This window comes from Pseudoalteromonas shioyasakiensis, assembly GCF_024518675.1.
GTDB lineage: Bacteria > Pseudomonadota > Gammaproteobacteria > Enterobacterales > Alteromonadaceae > Pseudoalteromonas > Pseudoalteromonas shioyasakiensis_B.
On sequence record NZ_JANIGL010000005.1, the window covers coordinates 253,886 to 273,399 of the forward strand.

Consider the following 19,514-nt stretch of genomic DNA (forward strand, 5'->3'; position numbering starts at 1 on the left):
AATTAGTTTTCATAACCGGGTGCTATCGCGAGATTTTCTGCACCGTATAACGTTTGACTATTTTGCAAATAGAGCTGATATTCAGGGCCTGAAAGTGAAGCACTTTCAGAACAATCCACGTTCCAACGTCTTAATAAGTAACCTGCCATAGCGGCACGCACGTTAACTTCTAACATGCCTTTTTCCATACCGAAATCTAACTTAATTGCAGTTGGATGCTTAACGTTATTTGGGTGAGGAATAATTTGTAATGGCACCATACGCATCCATTGATGATCTTCTAACTTATCTTCTTCAGGGGATGGTGTCTGTGCTTGAATTGTAACTTTAGTAATGCGCGTTAAAACAAAATCTCGGAATGATTTTGATTTGCGATCATACGCTCTTAAATGCCAACGTAAGCCATTATCTACTATTGAATGAGGCACAAGCTCTCTTGCACCTGAACCACTACTTAAAGACGTGTAGATAACGCAAATAGGCTTTTGGTTGATAATCGCTTGAGATAGCTTAGCGATAATATCAATATCAGGTACGTTTAACGGGCTTGGTGATTCAATAGGGAATGATGTATCACCAATAGAATCAAAGCCATCGCTAATGTTATTCGCTAACTTAATAAGCGTGCGGCGTGCATCATGTTTAAATATGGGCTTGAATTGCGTTGTGATGAAATATTTTTTCTCTACGTTGTCATACGCCATATTCTCAGGCGCATTGTCTTTGTAGAACTTTAAATCTCTGGTTGCTGCTGCCATGCCTAATTCGAAATGACTGACTATTTCACTGCGAGTTACCATCCCAGTAAAATAGAGCTTAAAGTCGATATAAGCTAGGCGCTGCTTCTGTGCAAAACTGAATTCATCCATTCGATAATTCTGATTCTATTGACATTTTCCATTCGAGTTGAAATAGTATGTCTCATTATGAGTTAGACATCAAATAGATTTTATGCTTTAGTATTGATATAGATCATCGCTACTCAAAAGCTTAAATTTATGTGTCATCAGAATTCCAAATCCTCTTTAGAAAAACAAACTAATTTAACTGAGTTAGAGTATTTAAAAACTGAGCATTTTGATATTTTTCAAGAGTTGATGAAACAATTTAAATGTGATGTTCGGGTATGCCAAGAATGGCTCACTAAACCCAAGCGCCCCTTGCAAGGTAAGTCACCGTTTAAACAGCTAACAATTAATGCTGATGAGGTGATGGATATGCTAATTCGCATGAGAACTGGAGATTTTTCATGAGGAATAGCCGTCTGTGAATATTCTCTTTTTATGTACTAGTAATATACAACGAAGCAAAACTGCTGAAGAGTTGTTTCGTGCTGCCAATAAAAACCATCAGTACAAATCAGCAGGCCTCAGTGCTAAATACGTACTGAAAGCCAATTCGACACTTTGTACCGAAGAGATGTTGAAATGGGCAGATAGGATCTATGTTTTTGAACAGCAACACATTGACCGAATTCAAAGCCATACTAGCGAAGTCTTCTTGCCGAAGATAATCAATTTAAACATTCCTGACGATTATCAGTACTTTCAGCGTGAATTAGTTTTACTTTTGTTAGAAAAGATATCACGAACTCTTCGAACTTAGGCCAACAATATCAGCCAATTTTTATATATTCATTGATTATCACTGCTTTTCACTAAACATTCACGTACCTATCACTTCATCGAATTGCGCTTGATTACTACTATAGCTATGACACGAAACACAGGAGAATGTCATGAGTAATAACAACCATAAAGCAAACCAGAAAAATCAAAATCACGGTACATCTGGTACTAATACACCACATCAAAAAGTACTGGATAACAGAAGCAACCAGCTGAACCCTAATAACCCACTTTATAAAACTAAAAAGTAAGGAGACTTTTATGCCTGATACATCAGATATGTCGCAATCAGAACTGGATGCATGGTCAGATATTAATAATCCGAACAACGATGCAGATATGGACGACTGGGCAGATTGCCATAATCCCAATAATGATGACTATATTGGAGATGACTAACTAAGCAGGCTGGTAGATAATGTAATATCTACCAGCCAAAGGAGTAGCTTTTTAAAATGGATAAAAAATGTAAGGACACCAAAAGACTTGTAAAAATAGCCAAAGATTCAGGTATGAGAAATGAAGATATTGCTGTTAAAGCCGGTTTAAGTGCTAAGTCTGTATCTTTGGTTAGTCGTTGGTTAAATGATGGCGTTCTTGCTACCGAACGGCAAATGCGCTTCTTTGTTAAAGAGTTTGGTGAACAATTAAAACGTAAGTCTGAACATTTGTTGACTATTGAGCAGGACGGTAAGCAATTTTTCATTAAGCTGACTGGTGATTTAATCGTTAAGCATGTTCTAAGAGAGCGTATTTTCGTTAACAGAAAACAGCTAAATATAGCTATTCACCGTTTTCTTATTTTTCGAAAAGGTGACAATTACTATATAGTTCCTCAGGATAGAAAAGGCTTTGATTCAAACCGTAGGTTAGATAATGACTCCCTAAATAGTTTGTCACATTGTGACAGCGAGGACGCTAACTGGATATCTAAAGGTGTGCCCAAATTATTATCACTAGATGAGTTATTAAAGTGTGTTGATTCACTGGCTTTAGAGCTCGCGGAAGGGCGGTTTTCTTCCCGTAATAAATACGTGTATTCAGGTCAGGAACTACAGTTTAGTATTAGGCGATATCTAATGGGAGAAGGTATTCATTTACCTGATGTAATTGACATTTCAACCCAAAACTAGATAATCAGTTAAACCCAAAACCAAACTGGAGTAAAACTCCGCTATAGGTTGGAAATACAACCGTCTAGTTATGTTTCGCTTTGCGGTGCCACTATAGCTTTTTTAAGCTGTAGTCGCATTTAACATAAAGGTGCTTTGTGATTTGCCATTGGCTAGGTGAAAGGTACGCTAAGTAGCTGAAATAATCCTGAGCAACAAGGGAAAGGGGTGGGTAAGGCCAAACCACGTTTCTATTTGAAATGTCGTTTGGCCTTTAACTTTCTTATGATTTAAAAACGGTGTTAAACTTGGTCTGATACCAAAATTTCGCATACAATTCTGGCCCACACTTCAATATTGTAGTCACCGTCTAATAATTCTTGGGGAGAGACAAAGCCAACAGTTTTTAGTTGATCTTCGGCTGATTCGATTCCTTCTCCGTCTAGCTCATGCATATAAATCATAGCCATATGCACACGATCTACTTCAGTATCATCAGCACAAATCATCTTTTTTAATCTAGTAGACTTAACAACAGCTGAAGATAGTTTTACTTCTTCTAAAAGTTCTCTTTCCATCGCTTTTTGAAGTGATTCTTCAAGATCTATAATGCCATCTTTTGTAATAATGTCGTCCATATCCCAATGGCCACCAACAGCTACGGCAATCTTGTTGTGAAGACGGCTTTCTCCGCCTTTAGACGTTCTTTCATACGCCCAAACTTTGCCGTTGTGCGTGAAAATAGAGATAGGTAATACTTGTCTAAAATCTTCATCATTTTCGAGCATCGCTCTTTGTCCTAGCATAAGATCTGCTAGGTTTAATTCATAATCTACAAAGCCATGAGCTCTATGCTCAACAGCTGATGACTTGATACAAACTATATGTTCTTGGTGTTTTTTGTTCATGTTTATTTACCACAATTGTATTTATTAAAGTTTTTATTTCTTACTAGTTTACAAAAGGCCTAGCTTTCGTTTCATGTCTAAGGAAATGTTATCTAATGTGCGCTGATAAACATCATCTACAAGTGATGTTAACCCTTCTGTTTTCGATTCCTTTTCGGCTCTCAACTGCTCGATTAGCTCTTCTTTAGTTTTCTGCATAAGACCACGACCTTTTTTCGATATTCGCTTTTCTTTTAAGATATTAAGCTCATCATTTGTATTATTAAAATGCGTTAAGAGAGCCTCACAATAAGACGTTGTTTTACTGTAGAATAAAGGCTGTGGTTTTACATTTGGGCCGACTAATTCTGCGACTTCTTTTTTAGTTATTAAGTAATTACCTTTAGTAACGTAATCTGATTTCTTTCCATGTTTTTTAATAAATGCTTTCTTTTGTCCTTTCAGGCTTTCAATCGCATCATAGGCTTTACCTGACCTTTTGGATGGCTCTGCCCAGTCAGGCCTAGAGCTTTTTTCAGATTTAGCCTCTCCTGGCAATTCACTGGTATCTAAATATTTAGATAGGTAATCGTCAATATTCATATTAAGCTGCTCTATTTAGTTGTTCGGAAATATAAAGAGTTTCTTCTAAGTGCTCAATAAACTCTTTATATTTGTCTGTATTTTTAGCAAGTTCTCTTATTCGTTTGAGTGCATCACGAACTACAGGCTCATGCATTTTTCTAATGAAATTAGGTAAAGCTGCATTACGACATGCTTTAATATCTGTACTTATATAAAACATAATGCCATTGTAATTCCCTTCTGAAATATTGGCATTTATACAGCCCAAGCAAAATTTAGGTTCTGCTTTATGTGGTTGGGGAACACCGTCTTCAGAGCATTTTGCAAAACGCTCTGTATTGACGCGAAGCATACACGTTACCCATGGTCTAGGGCTTATATTTATAATACGTTCTTCGCTGATCTTATTGCTTAATGCAATGTACTCTTCATGAGAGACAACTTTTGTACTATGAACGGCTTTTGTTAACATGTGATCAAATGCACCTGCAAATATTCGATCATTATTAGTCAATGAAAGTAACTGCTGTCTAACAATGTCTTTTATGACAGTTCTTTTTGCAATCTGGTAAAAAGCACTCGTCTCTTTGTCACGCAAATAAGCCATAAAAAAAGATTCATCTAGGTGTTTAAAGTTAGCTCGAATAAACTTACCAATATCTCCTCTATACCTTCTAAGTGCTGCTTCAGCCCAAATGTGACGGAATGCATGAGGAGTAGGATAAGCTACATCCTGTAATAGTTGCGAGCGAATTTTAGTTATATCTGATGGAGTTAGTTCAATACTCGCATCATTTAACATTTCCTTTGTTTTTAAAGTTAACTTATCATCGAATATTTTTGTTTCTAACTCAGGTAACTCTCCATTTCTGTATAATTCGATCTTTGTGATTAAGGATTGTGAGTTATTAGTTTGACAGAGAATATATATTGGCAGATCTGCTTCTAATTTCTCGAAATCAATTTTTAATTGCTCATCATTGCTATTAAGAATTTTTTCTTTTTCTGAGTAATTTCGAATAAAATCAGGCCATGCATAATCAACAAGGTTGGCAATAAACATCGATGAGTCTGTAGATGGAGTTGTACCTTTACTGCGAGATTTTGAAGCAAAATAGATTGCAGGTAAGTGACTTTCCGATTCATTTAACTTAGCTAATAGGTCTATAACAATGTATGCATATTGAGTGATTTCCCTATCCAACTTTGTTTTTCCGCTTGTTTTTTCAACAGTCCAGTTGACCATAAACCTAAGTGATGTATAAAAATTATCTGAGACGGTTTCATTTATCTTTAAATTGATATTATTCAGTGAAAACCCAAACTCACTTCGTCTCCAACCAAGCAGTCCTACTACAAGTGTTGCTCCGCAAGCCGTGACCATGTTCAAACCAGCTTTAAACTTTCTAACACCATCATTCTTTGATTCTATACAGATTCGACTGCTGTGTTTATGACAGAGTTTTATAGCCTCATTAGGCTTATTGGGTAATGTCTGTTTGAAGGTGTTCAACGTCTTATTACATATTGATATGAGCTCTTTAAAATCAATATCTGGACCTTCATCGTTGGCTTTTAAAACGGCTAGATATTCTTTAAAGATACTCTCTTCTTTCTTGATTTTTTTATCGTTCAACCTCGCGAATAAAATAGAGCGCACGAACTCTTGGGCGTCATACCTGTCAGGCAATTTAGCTTTTGCTATTACTTCATTGATAACATCTAACTTAAACGCACTGGCCACAATGGCAAACTGGTTATAGTTTTTAATGAAGTTTTTAAGGGATGTATCATAAATCAGCTCTAACTTTTTCTTTGACCAAACTCTCACTTGGTGATCTGGTAAGTCAGTTAATTTTTCCCCCATGAGTGCTTGGGCGACTATAGGCTGAATGCTTTCTAAATTTCCTTGCTCTAAATCTCTTTGAACTTCGTGTATCGTTTCATTTAATGTAATTCTAGCAGCTATAGCATACTGAATATTTTCTTCAAATAAGCTACCACAATGATCTATATAGTGCTTTCCAATGTCTAAGCCTAAATAGTTAAATGAATCCCCGTTTTGATATTCGCTTAAATTCATTCCTAAAAAAGTGCTACAAGCTGTGTTTAAACCTTCTTGCTCGGTATCAATTGTAATGCCACCTATTAGCCCTTCAACATTGTAGAGTTTTAAGTATTGAACAAGGTTGTTTAAACTTATGGCACTACCAGATAATGATTGAAAAGCAGGAGGGGATAAGCTTTTAACTATATTGTTAGCGTGTACTTTATGGCTAAATGCATAGTTATAAAAATCTTGAACATTGTTTTTATCAATAGCATCTACATTGTAAATTTTTAAAAAAGAACATACTTTTGCTATAAAGTTAAATCCATTTCGATGGTAATAATAAAGCGTTGCTGATTTATCTAAATGCTCTAGAAAAATAATCTTTGCAAGCTCTTGATTCGTAAGCTCTATTTCTGCACCGTGACATACAACCTTATAGATTTTTCCCCCATTAAATTGGGGAAAACTAAAAAGACTAAAATCCAACTCGAAAATACCGGCAATACTATTACTTTCAAATTGCCACTTGTCGTCAGTGAAAGAGCAATTATCAATAACATTGTGCAATACCATTATATCGTTCATTTCTTGAATAAGCGTTTCATATGCTGTTTTTTCTATGCTTCGTAGATTTCTTTGCATGATTGCTACCTCATGTGTGCGCTAAATAATGGTGGTAAAATTGAGGCAAGTTCTTTATAAAGTTTCTCACCTTTGTCTTTTGTTGAGAAACGCTGGTATTCAAACAACTTTTCTACCCATTCAACTGTTGGAAGAACTGTCATTAATAGGTACTCAGGGGAGTTTTTAGCCAATATATGATGCTTCTTTTTTACTTCAGATAAGAAATGTCTAAGTTTTACTACTGTTTCTGGCGAGTCAACGAGATAAATTGTGTCGCTTGGCTCATCAGCATCTTTATAACTGGTTAGAAAGCCTAAATCATTTACTTTCCCGTCCTCTTTACCTGTTACAAGCTTCATTCTAGTAAGTGTTTCTTCTGTTTTAGCTGAAATGTATTCTGAAGCATTTGTAAACTGAGAATTAAACGCCTGCTTTTCAGATTCTGATGCCTTAAAAAGATTAACGGTTAGATCTTGCATTACAGCTCTTGTTATTAAGCCTGTGTTATTCATCCATTCTTCGTTATTTGGTGTTAGGTAGCCATTTCGTTCTGTTTTATTTGTATGAGAATGAAAGTTAGTCAGTTGAGTTGGGTTAAAATTATCTGACGACGCATAAACTGCCGCTGTTTTGATTGAAGAAGGTTTAAATAAATGTCGTTTGCATGGTGTATCACAATTTTCCCATAACTCTTCAACAGTTTTGTTTTTCCCTAGTGCGCTAATACCATTATCAAGTAGCTTTGTTATGGCCTTTAGAAAAACGAGTGATGACTTCTCTTTATCTAATGTAGTAATGATTTTCTCGTTTAAATATGTATTTAGGAAGTTTATAAATCTCGCAAAAGACACTCCTGTTGCGACATCTTTCAATGGCCCTGTTAATTTAGCTGAATTATCATACTTAGGTGTTCTTTGTAGAATGAATAAAAGAATTGCACTACCCAGGGTTGTATTAGTGCTTACTTCCTTTGGTTTATGAACAGTCTTTGCACGCCCTTTATAATATTCATTTCTAATATGTGTGATCTTACCATTTCGCCTTCTAATAAATTGAAAGTTTCTTCCAGATAACTTTGCGATATCAGATGCTTGAACGGTTTGTGTTGCCATAAGCCAATGAAATAGTAAGTGCTCTCCTTGGCTGGCTGGAACCTGAAGTTCTTCTTTATTACCGCTATGCACATATTCAGCAAGTTCATGCAAAAAAAACACAGAAAAAAATAACTTATTTCTGGAAGTAATTATTGAAGTTGAGTTGAAAGCGGGCTTATTTCTAAAAAATGCCTCATCATAGCGCTTCAAGTCATCTTCTCTAATGTTTTCGGAAAGAAACAGCTTGATAGCTGTTTTTAGATTAGCAGATGGCTCTTCTAATGAATGATATGCTGCTCGTAAAACATCAAATGTTGTTAAAAAGCACTTTCTAACATGTACGTCATGCTCGCTTTTCACAGGAAATTGGGCTCTTGGTCGCTCAACCGGTATTTCATCAGTTGTGATGGGGGCATCAAGAAATAACGCTATTAATGCTTCCTTTGCTTTCAATGTTTCTAACATTGCAATTTCAATAGTAACACTAAACGATTTTATCGTAGCTTTTGGTGATGCTAATCGAGAAAACAATGTATGCCCTATACCAACATCATCTCTTCTTAACCAAGTATGCTGAGCAAACCAAGCAGCCAAGTTTATCTGGTCTCGCTCGGAAGAAGGGGCTGGCTTTGTTTTTGACAGTGTAAAAATGTAGGCATATTGCGCTTCAGATAGCTGTTCTTTGAACCACTCATCTTCAATAGCGAGCTTAATCATTGATTTAATAGCATGAAGGCCTGAACTTTGAGGTTTAACTTTGTCGATGTTCACTCTATGCGTTTCAAATTTTTTTAAAATCTTGATTCGATCTTTTTTTTCAAAGGGTTCAGAACACATAAAATCGATAAAGATTTTGTATGTTGAATGAGCTTGCTTCTTATGAGTTATAGTCCCCTTATTATCAACAAATACGAGGTAGTTAGCCCTATTAAGTGTTGAGAAGATAAGCTTAATGTGGTCTGGGGTGTTAGGCGAAATTGTCACATTATGAGGTGCATAATCACCACCTTCGTAGCTAGGGATTGAAAATTGATTAGCATTAATGTCAAATACTAGCTCAAAAACCTTAGACTTGGATGCTAATTCTTTATCCATCCTTATTTGTTGGTTTATCAATTTTTCCTGCTGCTTTTTAGAGAATTCAGAGCTAGCTTCTAGAACCATTGTTGCTTCTCCTCAAAATCTTTTTTGATGTTGCAAGAGCGAATGTATTTTTTTGTAGTCTTAGAAGCATATTCACCTTCGGCGTTATGTCCCATGAGGCTTGCCACAGTGAGATAAACAATAGAATGCACAGTGACATTGTCGATTGCTATTTGGCGACTTTCAGCTAAATAATAAAACTTATCTGTACCAAAACTATGCCTTAGAACATGATGTGTATGATCTTTTTCTAATAGCTGGCCATCTGAAGGTAGCATTCCATTTTTTTGTTTCTCTAATACAATTTTGCATACATCTGTGAATACAAGTGATGCTCTTTTTACTGAAATTTTCGTGCCGAAATAGACGGTATCGTCATTCAAGAAAAAGTGATCCGAGTCGCTTTCTGGACGTTCTTTGTCGTAATACTCTTTCATTCTCAATAGCAGCTCACGAGTGAAAAAGATATTTCTAGGTAGGCCGAATCCATTTCTCCGTGCCTTAGTATATTTACCCTGAAGGTAAAAGATGAATTCATCTTTAGTTGGGTTATCTTTCATCTCTTTAAACAATGAAAGTAAACCTTTATGCTTTTTATTACCGACCTCAAAATCATTAAGTAGAATGCCTACATTTTCTTTAGATCTTAAGCCTACTTCGCCGCCAGTCTTCAAAAGCAATTCATCTCTAATACTCGAAGTGTTTTGATAAATAATAGATCTAAGTTCTGGTGTTAAATATTTTACAGCTGTTCTAGGTTTTTTATTATCTCTTGCTTGCTCTTGAAGTCTGGGTTCAATCATAAGATTTTTTATATTGGTGAAACCAGCATTAGCTAAATAGTTATAATATGCTTTAAGAGCTGAAACATGCTTCTTTACAACACCTTCACTTTTCTTAAGCTTGTCGATCAATATGTCATTTATATAATAGTTTAATATTTTATTTGAAAGATTGTGGTGGGTAGCTATAGATACTTCTGAATTAGATAAAGCATATTCTTCTATCCATTGGAGAAAGTTTCTCAACTTTTCTAATATCAATTCCACTTGTTTTCTCTTTATCTGGTTTTCTTTCAGCTTCTGGGTAACAAAGCCTTTTTTTCCTACTTTTCTTTCTAAAACATAAATGGTTTGATTCTTTGTTAATGAATGAGAAAAGCAACTAGGCAATAACATGAGAGTAAGATCATCACATATAAATAATGGAGTCTTATATTTTTTTGAATCAACCTCTAGCATACTTATTTACCTATTATGATATTGCATAACATATTAACATTTATTAGTGATAAAAAGATACGTTTTCTTGTTTAGTATGTAGGGGGATAGTTAAGAAGTTAAGGGTATTTTTACCAACATAACCACGGTATAAATCATCGATATCCATACCAATTTGCGCCATACACCCTGCGAATGCTTCAGCATTAAAAACTTTATCAGCAACAGCTGACGCAGCTAAAATTTCAAGCGTTTGTTTAAAATCATCGGCTGTTTGCGGCGAGTTTAATTGCTCTTCCAACTGTTTAGCTAAATCTAAATAACTAGTTTGTCCATCGATACGCAATGAAAGACCAAAGTGAAAAATATCAACGAGTTCAAGGATCACTTGTTCAGTATCTGGAGTTTGTTTTTTCCACCATTTCCAACCATAGTGATCGAGCATTTCAGCACACTCAACCCAAATTGCACGATTCCACTCAAAACCTTGGCTAAACCATTGCTCATGAACTTTTGTGTTCATAGCGTTTTGCATCTCTAGCATCACCACTAGTTTATTTAAATTGGCAGACATGTCTCTTCCAGTAACTATTTTAATTGCGCTCAATAATACAGATAATTAAGTTTTGATGAAATAATTTATCTTGTTAGTCTATCTTCTATATTAAATGATTAAACAACTATTAGGGAATTACATGCTTAAATCTATTTTACTCGCTTGTGTTATGTTAGTAAGTACTGCGGCCACTGCTGCAACCGCCACCAATATTGCTGATAAAGCAGAAAAAGTCAGCCCACTGATGCCGGGATTAATGGTTCCTGCTACAACTTTAAAAGATAAAGACGGGAACAATATTGATTTAAGTAAGCGCTTCGCTGAAAAAACCACTGTACTCATTGTTTACCGTGGTGGCTGGTGCCCGTACTGCTCAAAACAATTAGCCAGCATTCAAAATATAGAGCAACAAATCGCTGATTTAGGTGCGCAAATTATTGCGGTCTCTCCTGATAGCCCAGAAAAGTTAGCTCAAAGTAAAATTGATTCAGCCAATTATCAGCTACTGTCTGATGATAGCCTTATGCTAAGCCAAGCGCTTGGTTTAGCATTTTATTTAGATGACAAAACAGCGACTATTTACCGTAATAAATTAGGGGTAAATTTTGTCACGTTAGATGGTAAGGCAAAAGTAGCGTTGCCAGTGCCCGCAGTATTTGTAGTAGACAAAACTGGGCTAGTAAACTTTCAATACGCTAACCCAAACTACAAAGTGCGCCTAACAGAAAACTTACTATTGGCAGCAGTTAAGTCAGTCGCAGAGCAATAGTCCGCATAATTTATTAGCAGGGAGATCCGCCCTGCTTATCTTCCTGAAGTAAACTCTTGCCAAGAATTTATTAAATCAACAAAATCTTCAAAACCACAGCCGCTACTTAGGCCGTTTTCCTCAAGCATGAGCTCATCATCTTGATAGGCGATTAAGTCTTCTGAGTCTTGATGGAGGGCATGGGCTTCAAAAATGGCTTCGTCTTTATTTAAAATCAAATCAATTTCTTGGCCCTGTAAAGTTAACGGCTCGAAGCTAGTGGCAACCGATGTAATTAAGGCTTGAACCATGGCTATTTTTTCTTTGCCAATTTCTTCATTTAGCCAACGACCAATCACTGCATGCTCGCTACTAATTTTAATGCGTAAGCCACTAATTGGGTCGCGTATAAATTGATATTCCATAAATTAATTCCAGTACTACTTATAATCTGAATTATAACCTAGTCGATTATGAATAACGAAAACCAGATGCAAAAATAGCGCTAAAAAGCGCTATTTTTCTACTTAAGTAAGATTAGCTACCGATAGTTTTTAAAACGAGCTGCATCGATAATGGCCCAAATATATACGATAGGCAGTAAAACAAAGCCTATTACCACATAGATAAGTGCACCACTAATAACCCAAGCTAAGAAAAAGAAAATTGCCGCCATGATACGACCTTGGACTAACTGTCCAAGACCTGGGAAAAATATATTACAAATTGCTGCGATTACATTACCGCCTGAACCTTGCTCTGCCATGTTAACCTCAATTATTAATTTGATTTTCTTGTTAGATACTTACACACTTCATGCCAATTATTAAAAAGCATAATAATCATATAGTTAAAATAAATTTAGTTTATGTTAAACTTTTTTAAATCGTGATTTTTACTAAATATCAGTCAAATTGGCTACAGCAAATATTGTTTACAACAATAGCTTAGCTAAAAAGCGCAATGAATTAAATAAAGAACATTTTAAAATTAACTGTTTATAAAAACAGTATTTTATTTAGCCTAACAAAAACACCTGTTATACTGCCTGCAATATTGATTGAAAAGGCGTGATGATGGACGTTTCAGAATTACTCGATGGCTTAAATGACAAACAACGGGATGCCGTAGCTGCTCCACTGCAAAATATGCTGGTGCTCGCAGGCGCAGGCTCTGGTAAAACTCGAGTATTAGTTCATCGTATTGCGTGGTTAATGCAAGTAGAGCAAGCATCGCCTTACAGTATTTTTGCGGTAACGTTTACCAATAAAGCAGCAAAAGAAATGCGCTCTCGGGTTGAAGAAACGCTCGGATCACCAGTCGGCGGCATGTGGATTGGTACATTCCATGGTTTATCGCATCGCATTTTACGCGCCCATCACCGCGAAGCTAATTTACCTGAAGCATTTCAAATTTTAGATTCCGACGACCAGCTAAGAATGATCAAACGCTTATTAAAAGCGATGAACATCGATGATAAAAAATGGCCTGCCAAACAGTTTGGTTGGTATATCAGCGCGAAAAAAGATGAAGGCCTACGCCCAAAAGACATTCAGGCTTATGATATAAATGAGCAAATGATGCTTAAGGTTTATACCGCTTATCAGGAGGCCTGCGATCGCGCCGGCTTGGTTGATTTTGCCGAAATTCTGCTCCGCAGTTTTGAAGTCTTAAAAAATAACCCAACCTTATTGCGCCATTATCGACAGCGTTTTGCGCACATGTTAGTAGACGAGTTTCAAGATACCAACACCATTCAATATGCGTGGCTAAAGCTACTTGCAGGCGATACCAACAGCATTATGATTGTTGGCGATGATGACCAAAGTATTTATGGTTGGCGCGGTGCAAAAATTGAAAACATCAAACGCTTTTTAACTGACTTTGAAGCCGAAACAATTCGCCTTGAACAAAACTACCGCTCAACGGCCACTATTCTTAAAGCATCAAATGCGCTGATCCAAAATAATTCAGACCGAATGGGCAAAAGCCTCTGGACTGATGGCAGTGAAGGCGAACCTATATCAGTCTATGCGGCGTTTAACGAACTTGACGAAGCACGTTTTGTTAGCAGTAAACTACGCAGCTGGCTCAACGCAGGTAATGCATTACAAGATGCGGCTATTTTATATCGTAGCAATGCACAATCGCGGGTACTTGAAGAAGCCATGCTACAAGAAGGCTTAAAGTATCGAATTTATGGCGGTATGCGATTCTTCGAGCGCCAAGAGATCAAAGATGCCCTAGCTTATTTACGCCTTGTAGGTAACCGTCAAGATGATGCTGCATTTGAACGTGTCATTAACACCCCTGCACGTGGTATCGGTGACAAAACCCTAAGTCACATACGTGATTGCGCTCGTGCTGAGTCATTGCCTCTTTGGTATGCTGCTAAAGCAGTTGTTGAGCAACAACATTTATCTGGTCGCGCAGCCAGTGTTGTGACTAAATTTGTTGAGCTGGTCGAGCATATAGAAGATAAGATTGGCGACCTTACACTCGAAGAACAAGCCAAATACGCTATTCAAACATCAGGCTTAATGGCCATGTATCAAGCCGAGAAAGGTGAAAAAGGCCGTGCCCGAGTAGAAAACTTAGAGGAGCTTATTAGCGCCTGTGGTCAATACGAATTACCTGAAGACGAAGAGTTCAGTTCACCATTACAAGGCTTTTTAGCTTATACCTCGCTTGAATCGGGTGATGGCCAAGCAGAAGAACATGAAGACGCTGTGCAAATGATGACGCTTCACTCAGCGAAAGGCTTAGAATTCCCACTGGTATTTATGGTGGGTGTGGAAGAAGGCATGTTCCCTTCTCAGCAAAGTAATGAAGAATCTGGCCGTTTAGAAGAAGAACGCCGCCTGTGTTATGTAGGTATGACGCGAGCAATGGAAAAGCTCTATATTAGCCACGCTGAAAGCCGTCGCTTATATGGCCAAGAAAAGTACCATAGCCCATCACGCTTTTTACGCGAAATGCCTGAAGATTGCGTAGAAGAGATTAGGATTAAAACCCAAGTCTCTCGGCCTCCTGCCGCAGGACGCTTTAGCTCTTCGGTTAGCCATGCAGCATTTGAAGAAAGTGGCTTCAATTTAGGACAACGAGTTGTGCATGCAAAGTTTGGGATTGGTACAGTTTTAAATTACGAAGGGGCTGGTGCGCAATCACGAGTACAAGTGAACTTTGACGATGTCGGTAGTAAATGGCTAGTAACACAATATGCACGACTTCAAGCCATTTAATGCAGGTCTAACTCAAGTACTCACGCAATTAGCCTATGCTAAGCATAGGCAGTTGTTACTGCTTAGCGGTGAACAAAGCTGGTGCTATATATATGCCCAACACCTACTCAACCAACTAAGTAATAGTACCATTAATGTTTTATCTAAAAGCACAAAATTAACAACTAGCTCATGGCCTGAGCATACCCATCAAATTTTAGGCCAAGAGTTTGAGCATGCTATTTATGATGGCTTTAGCGGCATTTTACCCGATAAACTAGCAGCACTTAGCGGTACAGTTAAAGCTGGCGGTTTATTAATTTTACTGTTACCTGAGCTGGGGCAGTTAAAAAATTGGTGCGACCCTGCTTTAACTTATTTTCAGTCCTATGACCAAAACCAACCCATAAGCTTTTTTAACCAACGATTAGCCCGATTACTTGAGCATAAAAGTGCTCTACACTTTAGTCAAAGAAATGGCTGGAAACCCATGCAAAAATACGCACTCCAGCCAGGTGTTATTGATTTAACTGAGCAGCAATATTGTATTGAGCAAATAATCAAAGTAGCCAATGGCAGAGCAAATCGCCCATTATTGATCAATGCTGATAGAGGTCGCGGTAAATCATCTGCTTTAGGTTTTGCTGCAGCACAATTAACAACTAAAAAAATAGTCATATGCGCCCAGCAATTTGCTGCGCTACACAGTTGCTATAAACACTTATCACAACAGCTTGGCTTAACTCATAACAAAACAGATAAGCAACTAGCAAACCTTCACTTTTTCGCACCAGATCAGTTACTTCATGAACTCCCAAAATGTGATGTCCTGTTTGTCGATGAAGCAGCATCGATACCTGTGCCAATGCTCATCAAGATGTTAGCTCATTATCCAAGAGTCGTATTTGCTAGCACTATGATTGGCTACGAAGGAAATGGCAGAGGTTATACATTAAAGTTTAACCGCTATTTAGAACTCCATTATAAAAATATGCGCAGTATTGAATTAAAACACCCGATTCGCTTTGCTGCTCATGATCCACTAGAAGAGCAAATATCCACATTGCTCGCGCTTAATGCGCACTATGAAGAAACAAATTTAGATAGTGCCGAACTAAAGTTTAATGAACTAAGTAGCGCACAACTGATAAGCGACGAGGGTTTATTACAACAAATTGTTAGCTTACTCTCACTGGCGCATTATCAAAATAGTGTAAATGATTTACGCCATCTTTTAGACGCACCGTCACAGCGTATTTTTGTAGCCCAACAGCAGACGAATATTATCGCGGTTTGCTTAGTAACGCTTGAAGGTGGCTTAACAACAGCTATTAGCGAACAAATAGTTGCAGGTAAGCGACGGCCACAAGGGCACTTGATGGCACAAACTCTTGCACAGCTTAGTGCAGACCCTGCAACGGCTGAAAAAAGATGTGCCCGAGTAGTACGTATTGCTGTTTCACCTTCGCAGCACAATAAGCACCTTGGTTCTCAACTGCTAACATATAGCCAAGGTAAATTAACTCCAGAATGTGACTATTTCGGCGCCAGTTTTGGTGCAAACGCTACACTGCTTAAGTTCTGGCAGAATAATGGTTTTAAACTAATTAAATTAGGCTTTCAAAAAGATAAAGCAACAGCAGAGCACTCAGCCTTAGTTGTAAAGAGCTTGATTAATGACCCGTTAGTACAACTGCTTGAACAACAATTTCAATCTGACTTCGCATTACAATTGTTTGATCAGTTTCAAACCTTAGATCAGCGCTTAATCGAAGTTATTATCGAGCAATATCAAAACCAAGACATTAATACAGACTATATAAAACGTCTAATCCCCCTGTTAAACACCGACTTTCAACTATTTACAATTAAGCCTATATTATGGCGTATTTTTTGGCAGTCACCACAAAGCCTGAAAAATTGCGATGAACATACCAAATACCTTTTTATTAGACTAATATTACAAAACTGGTCACTAGAAAAGGCACAATCGACATTACAGATCAGCGGTAAAAAAACACTGACTAAACAATTTAAGCAGGCTGTAATAAATTGGTATGACACATTTTCTCATTCACGCACTTCTTAGAGTTTCACTACTTTTCATAGCCATTATTGTTAACACGGCTATAGCGACTGAACAGCCAATCATTAAATTAGGGATGTCTACAGCCTTAACAGGGCCAGCTAAAGAAATTGGCTACCAACTCTATCAAGGAAGTAGCGTGTATTTTACTAAGTTGAATAAAACAGGGGGCATCAATGGTGCAAAGGTGCAATTGTTGGTTGCTGATGATGGCTATGAGCCACAAAGAGCTGTACACAATACTCATCATTTTATTACAAATGAAGGCGTATTAGCTCTATTCGGCTCCATGGGTACACCCACAAGCCATGCGGTCAGCCCAATATTAGAAAAGTTACAAATCCCCTATTTAATGCCCTTTAGTGGGGCTGAATTTTTACATACAGATCCAACTGTGAATGTATTCAATATCCGCGCTAGTTATTATGATGAAGCAAACGTACAGATAAAACATTTAGTAGAAGAGAAAAAACACACAAAGATTGGTTTTTTAATTCAAGCAGATGAGTTCGGGTATGTTGTTGAAACAGGGCTTCTTAAAGCCTTATCTCAGTATGGTTTAAAACCGGTAAAAGTCGCACGCTACTTACGTAACACTCATGATGTAGCGCAAGCACTGAAAGCATTAAAAGACAGCGGCGCGACGGCTATCTGCCTTGTAGGTACATACAAGCCACTCTCTGAGTTTATAAACACAGCCTATCAGCAAGGCTTTCAACCGGATTACACAAGCATTTCATTTGCCTCAAGCTCTGATCTATTTGCCAACTTAAAATATTCTACCAATCTGATGGTAACTGAAGTTGTTCCAAACCCACTTGCCTGTAAATCAACTTGGTGTTTGAAGTTTTTAAAAGACATGAAAGATGCCAATATAACAACACCTAATAGGCTCCATTTTGAAGGCTACCTCAATGCGGTATTATTCGATTTGGCCGCTAAGCGGTGCCAACAGCCATTGCACCATTTATGTTTAATGACACAGCTTAAAGAAACGTTTAATAAAAATGAGCAATTAAACACTTTATTTATAAATAAAAAAAACGTGAACGAACATAGCGTCTATCGCTCATTCTTCTCACTAAAATAGCTGCTATTTTTAAATTATGTTCTATCCTTAAATTATCATTTAGGTAAGCGAGGAAGCTATGGAGTTAATAAACTTTAGGGTGGGTCAAAAAACAATCTCATTAAAAATATTAGACATACTTTTAACTGAGCGTTTTGAAGATAACTTAACCTCCCTCCCAAACGACAATAAAAGCTTCATCGGCGTCAAAGATTATATGGAAATACCCACCCCTATTTTTGACTTAGGTATTATCCTCAATAAAAAGTCGACTCAAGAAGCTAACCAGTCAATGCTTGAGGTATTCAATGACTGGCAGAATAAGCAACAAGCTTGGTTTTCGTCTTTAGAGAGCAGCACTATCCAGCAAACACTATTTGAACAAAACACTGATATTCAACAATCAAGTTTCGCTAATTGGTATTTTAGTTTTAAAACAGAAAATGATGACCTCCAAGCCATTGTTGAGCGCTTTAATGCTCCACATGAACGTTTATGTCAACAAGCTAATGAAATAAGTATGCTCACCAAGTCTGGTCATAATGAAAAGGCACAAAAACAGCTAAACACCGAGCGAAGTGGTAGTTATAAACAATTAATGAGGCTTTTTGAGTCCGCAAAAGAACAACTAAGTCTAGATTATAAACCAATCATAATTTTCACTACTAAAGATGGCATTAACCCTCATATTGGCTTACTTGTTGATAAAGTAGAAGATAGCATTAATTACAAAAAAGAAGATGTTAAACCACTCGATAAACTGACTGATATTGGTTTTGAAATTGATTCACAAACGAAGAATATGATGCGAGGGCTTATTAAACTTGAACAAAAACACAGCGTACTAATTGACCCCAGCGTAATATTTAGACCAGAACACCTAGCACAACATCAGGCAGAAGAAACTGAAGCATACGGATTGTTTTAGTCTTTTCAAAACATCTAGGTCAAAAATGAAGCTTCGAGTTGGCGTTTTCTTATAGGGAGTGTGAATTTACATTCAATTGTAAGGAGCACGAGTTTTGAGTTTGCCTATTCCTGATGAAAGGCGCGAGTTTGCATTCAATTGTAAGGAGCGCGGGTTTGCATTGACTTGTAAGGAGCGCGAGTTTTGAGTTTGCCTATTCCTGATAAAAGGCGCGAGTTTGCGTTTTCTTATAGAGTTTGCGAGTTTGCGAGTTTGCGAGTTTGCGAGTTTGCGAGTTTGCGAGTTTGCGAGTTTGCGAGTTTTATCAGAATGAATTTTTCAACGCGGTAGTCAAGTACTCCACCTCTTTACTCTCGCTAGCTTTATGCTCGCTTACTATTTCACTTTCCTGTAAACGTAAAAAAGCCCGACTCTTTCGAATCGGGCTTTCTCAATTTGGAGCCTGGCGATGACCTACTTTCACATAACAAATGCTACACTATCATCGGCGCTGTTTCGTTTCACTACTGAGTTCGGCATGGGATCAGGTGGGTCCAAAACGCTATTGTCACCAAGCAAAT

The 19,514-nt window shown here is 37.4% G+C and carries 18 protein-coding genes, 1 rRNA gene and 1 pseudogene; 10 read left to right on the forward strand and 10 right to left on the reverse strand.

From position 1 onward, the window contains the following. Positions 1-2: 2 nt before the first annotated feature. A complete protein-coding gene (locus tag NQT69_RS15140) occupies positions 3-869 on the reverse strand; it encodes a WYL domain-containing protein (RefSeq protein WP_256828524.1) in 867 nt (288 codons plus the stop codon). Positions 870-1,097: 228 nt separating this feature from the next. On the opposite strand from NQT69_RS15140, the gene NQT69_RS15145 reads away from it, so the two are divergent. From NQT69_RS15145 to NQT69_RS15160, 5 genes are all read left to right on the forward strand, one after another. Further along, positions 1,098-1,253, forward strand: coding sequence for an antitoxin Xre/MbcA/ParS toxin-binding domain-containing protein (locus NQT69_RS15145; RefSeq protein WP_256828525.1), 156 nt, complete (start codon positions 1,098-1,100; stop codon positions 1,251-1,253). 13 nt (positions 1,254-1,266) lie between these two features. Further along, positions 1,267-1,605, forward strand: coding sequence for an arsenate reductase/protein-tyrosine-phosphatase family protein (locus NQT69_RS19585; RefSeq protein ID WP_372823325.1), 339 nt, complete (start codon positions 1,267-1,269; stop codon positions 1,603-1,605). Between the two features lie 133 nt (positions 1,606-1,738). After that, entirely contained in the window at positions 1,739-1,879 is a 141-nt protein-coding gene (locus NQT69_RS15150; RefSeq protein ID WP_256828526.1) for a hypothetical protein, read from the forward strand. A gap of 10 nt (positions 1,880-1,889) precedes the next feature. Then, a complete protein-coding gene (locus NQT69_RS15155) occupies positions 1,890-2,027 on the forward strand; it encodes a hypothetical protein (protein WP_256828527.1) in 138 nt (45 codons plus the stop codon). Positions 2,028-2,140: 113 nt separating this feature from the next. Then, on the forward strand, positions 2,141-2,761 hold the full coding sequence (locus NQT69_RS15160; protein ID WP_256828528.1) for a hypothetical protein: 621 nt from the start codon (positions 2,141-2,143) through the stop codon (positions 2,759-2,761). Between the two features lie 281 nt (positions 2,762-3,042). On the opposite strand, the gene NQT69_RS15165 is transcribed toward NQT69_RS15160, so the two are convergent. From NQT69_RS15165 to NQT69_RS15190, 6 genes and pseudogenes are all read right to left on the reverse strand, one after another. Further along, positions 3,043-3,648: an NUDIX domain-containing protein gene (locus NQT69_RS15165; RefSeq protein ID WP_256828529.1), complete on the reverse strand. Its 606-nt coding sequence runs from the start codon at positions 3,646-3,648 to the stop codon at positions 3,043-3,045. Between the two features lie 48 nt (positions 3,649-3,696). Next, entirely contained in the window at positions 3,697-4,230 is a 534-nt protein-coding gene (locus tag NQT69_RS15170) for a hypothetical protein (protein WP_256828530.1), read from the reverse strand. Position 4,231: 1 nt separating this feature from the next. Beyond that, positions 4,232-6,907, reverse strand: coding sequence for a hypothetical protein (locus NQT69_RS15175; protein WP_256828531.1), 2,676 nt, complete (start codon positions 6,905-6,907; stop codon positions 4,232-4,234). Between the two features lie 5 nt (positions 6,908-6,912). Beyond that, positions 6,913-9,147 (reverse strand): hypothetical protein, encoded by a 2,235-nt coding sequence (locus NQT69_RS15180; protein WP_256828532.1) that lies wholly within the window; start codon positions 9,145-9,147, stop codon positions 6,913-6,915. After that, a complete protein-coding gene (locus NQT69_RS15185; protein ID WP_256828533.1) occupies positions 9,138-10,367 on the reverse strand; it encodes a hypothetical protein in 1,230 nt (409 codons plus the stop codon). The genes NQT69_RS15180 and NQT69_RS15185 overlap by 10 nt, the downstream gene beginning before the upstream one ends. Positions 10,368-10,461: 94 nt before the next feature. Then, positions 10,462-10,920: pseudogene (locus NQT69_RS15190) on the reverse strand (dUTP diphosphatase); the annotation flags it as partial. A gap of 121 nt (positions 10,921-11,041) precedes the next feature. Here NQT69_RS15190 and NQT69_RS15195 point away from each other — a divergent pair. Beyond that, the gene (locus NQT69_RS15195; RefSeq protein WP_256828534.1) at positions 11,042-11,671 is read left to right on the forward strand and encodes a peroxiredoxin-like family protein; all 630 of its coding nucleotides are present in this window, start codon (positions 11,042-11,044) and stop codon (positions 11,669-11,671) included. Positions 11,672-11,706: 35 nt separating this feature from the next. Here the strand turns inward: NQT69_RS15195 and NQT69_RS15200 are convergent, their stop codons facing one another. Both NQT69_RS15200 and NQT69_RS15205 read right to left on the reverse strand, forming a co-directional pair. Beyond that, entirely contained in the window at positions 11,707-12,075 is a 369-nt protein-coding gene (locus NQT69_RS15200; protein WP_256828535.1) for a YacL family protein, read from the reverse strand. 116 nt (positions 12,076-12,191) lie between these two features. Then, positions 12,192-12,416 (reverse strand): hypothetical protein, encoded by a 225-nt coding sequence (locus NQT69_RS15205; protein WP_256828536.1) that lies wholly within the window; start codon positions 12,414-12,416, stop codon positions 12,192-12,194. Between the two features lie 310 nt (positions 12,417-12,726). Here NQT69_RS15205 and uvrD point away from each other — a divergent pair, with 310 nt between their 5' ends. The 4 genes from uvrD to NQT69_RS15225 are packed head-to-tail and all read left to right on the forward strand — an operon-like array spanning position 12,727 to position 18,954. Further along, the gene (gene uvrD / locus NQT69_RS15210; RefSeq protein WP_256828548.1) at positions 12,727-14,892 is read left to right on the forward strand and encodes a DNA helicase II; all 2,166 of its coding nucleotides are present in this window, start codon (positions 12,727-12,729) and stop codon (positions 14,890-14,892) included. Next, positions 14,870-16,960 (forward strand): GNAT family N-acetyltransferase, encoded by a 2,091-nt coding sequence (locus tag NQT69_RS15215; RefSeq protein ID WP_256828537.1) that lies wholly within the window; start codon positions 14,870-14,872, stop codon positions 16,958-16,960. Before uvrD ends, NQT69_RS15215 begins: the two co-directional genes overlap by 23 nt. Continuing rightward, positions 16,929-18,047 (forward strand): ABC transporter substrate-binding protein, encoded by a 1,119-nt coding sequence (locus tag NQT69_RS15220; protein ID WP_256828538.1) that lies wholly within the window; start codon positions 16,929-16,931, stop codon positions 18,045-18,047. Before NQT69_RS15215 ends, NQT69_RS15220 begins: the two co-directional genes overlap by 32 nt. A gap of 58 nt (positions 18,048-18,105) precedes the next feature. Then, the gene (locus NQT69_RS15225) at positions 18,106-18,954 is read left to right on the forward strand and encodes a chemotaxis protein (RefSeq protein WP_256828539.1); all 849 of its coding nucleotides are present in this window, start codon (positions 18,106-18,108) and stop codon (positions 18,952-18,954) included. 440 nt (positions 18,955-19,394) lie between these two features. Here the strand turns inward: NQT69_RS15225 and rrf are convergent. Then, positions 19,395-19,509 (reverse strand): 5S ribosomal RNA (gene rrf, locus NQT69_RS15230). Positions 19,510-19,514 lie beyond the last annotated feature (5 nt).

Coding starts and splice junctions, on each gene's coding strand:
- NQT69_RS15155 (WP_256828527.1), top strand. CDS start 1,890: ATGCCTGATACATCAGATATGTCGCAATCAGAACTGGATGCATGGTCA.
- NQT69_RS15160 (WP_256828528.1), top strand. CDS start 2,141: ATGAGAAATGAAGATATTGCTGTTAAAGCCGGTTTAAGTGCTAAGTCT.
- NQT69_RS15200 (WP_256828535.1), bottom strand. CDS start 12,075: ATGGAATATCAATTTATACGCGACCCAATTAGTGGCTTACGCATTAAA.
- NQT69_RS15205 (WP_256828536.1), bottom strand. CDS start 12,416: ATGGCAGAGCAAGGTTCAGGCGGTAATGTAATCGCAGCAATTTGTAAT.
- NQT69_RS15140 (WP_256828524.1), bottom strand. CDS start 869: ATGGATGAATTCAGTTTTGCACAGAAGCAGCGCCTAGCTTATATCGAC.
- NQT69_RS15225 (WP_256828539.1), top strand. CDS start 18,106: ATGGAGTTAATAAACTTTAGGGTGGGTCAAAAAACAATCTCATTAAAA.
- NQT69_RS15195 (WP_256828534.1), top strand. CDS start 11,042: ATGCTTAAATCTATTTTACTCGCTTGTGTTATGTTAGTAAGTACTGCG.
- NQT69_RS15145 (WP_256828525.1), top strand. CDS start 1,098: ATGAAACAATTTAAATGTGATGTTCGGGTATGCCAAGAATGGCTCACT.
- NQT69_RS15185 (WP_256828533.1), bottom strand. CDS start 10,367: ATGCTAGAGGTTGATTCAAAAAAATATAAGACTCCATTATTTATATGT.
- NQT69_RS15220 (WP_256828538.1), top strand. CDS start 16,929: ATGACACATTTTCTCATTCACGCACTTCTTAGAGTTTCACTACTTTTC.
- NQT69_RS15215 (WP_256828537.1), top strand. CDS start 14,870: ATGCACGACTTCAAGCCATTTAATGCAGGTCTAACTCAAGTACTCACG.
- NQT69_RS15150 (WP_256828526.1), top strand. CDS start 1,739: ATGAGTAATAACAACCATAAAGCAAACCAGAAAAATCAAAATCACGGT.
- NQT69_RS15165 (WP_256828529.1), bottom strand. CDS start 3,648: ATGAACAAAAAACACCAAGAACATATAGTTTGTATCAAGTCATCAGCT.
- NQT69_RS15175 (WP_256828531.1), bottom strand. CDS start 6,907: ATGCAAAGAAATCTACGAAGCATAGAAAAAACAGCATATGAAACGCTT.
- NQT69_RS15180 (WP_256828532.1), bottom strand. CDS start 9,147: ATGGTTCTAGAAGCTAGCTCTGAATTCTCTAAAAAGCAGCAGGAAAAA.
- NQT69_RS15170 (WP_256828530.1), bottom strand. CDS start 4,230: ATGAATATTGACGATTACCTATCTAAATATTTAGATACCAGTGAATTG.
- uvrD (WP_256828548.1), top strand. CDS start 12,727: ATGGACGTTTCAGAATTACTCGATGGCTTAAATGACAAACAACGGGAT.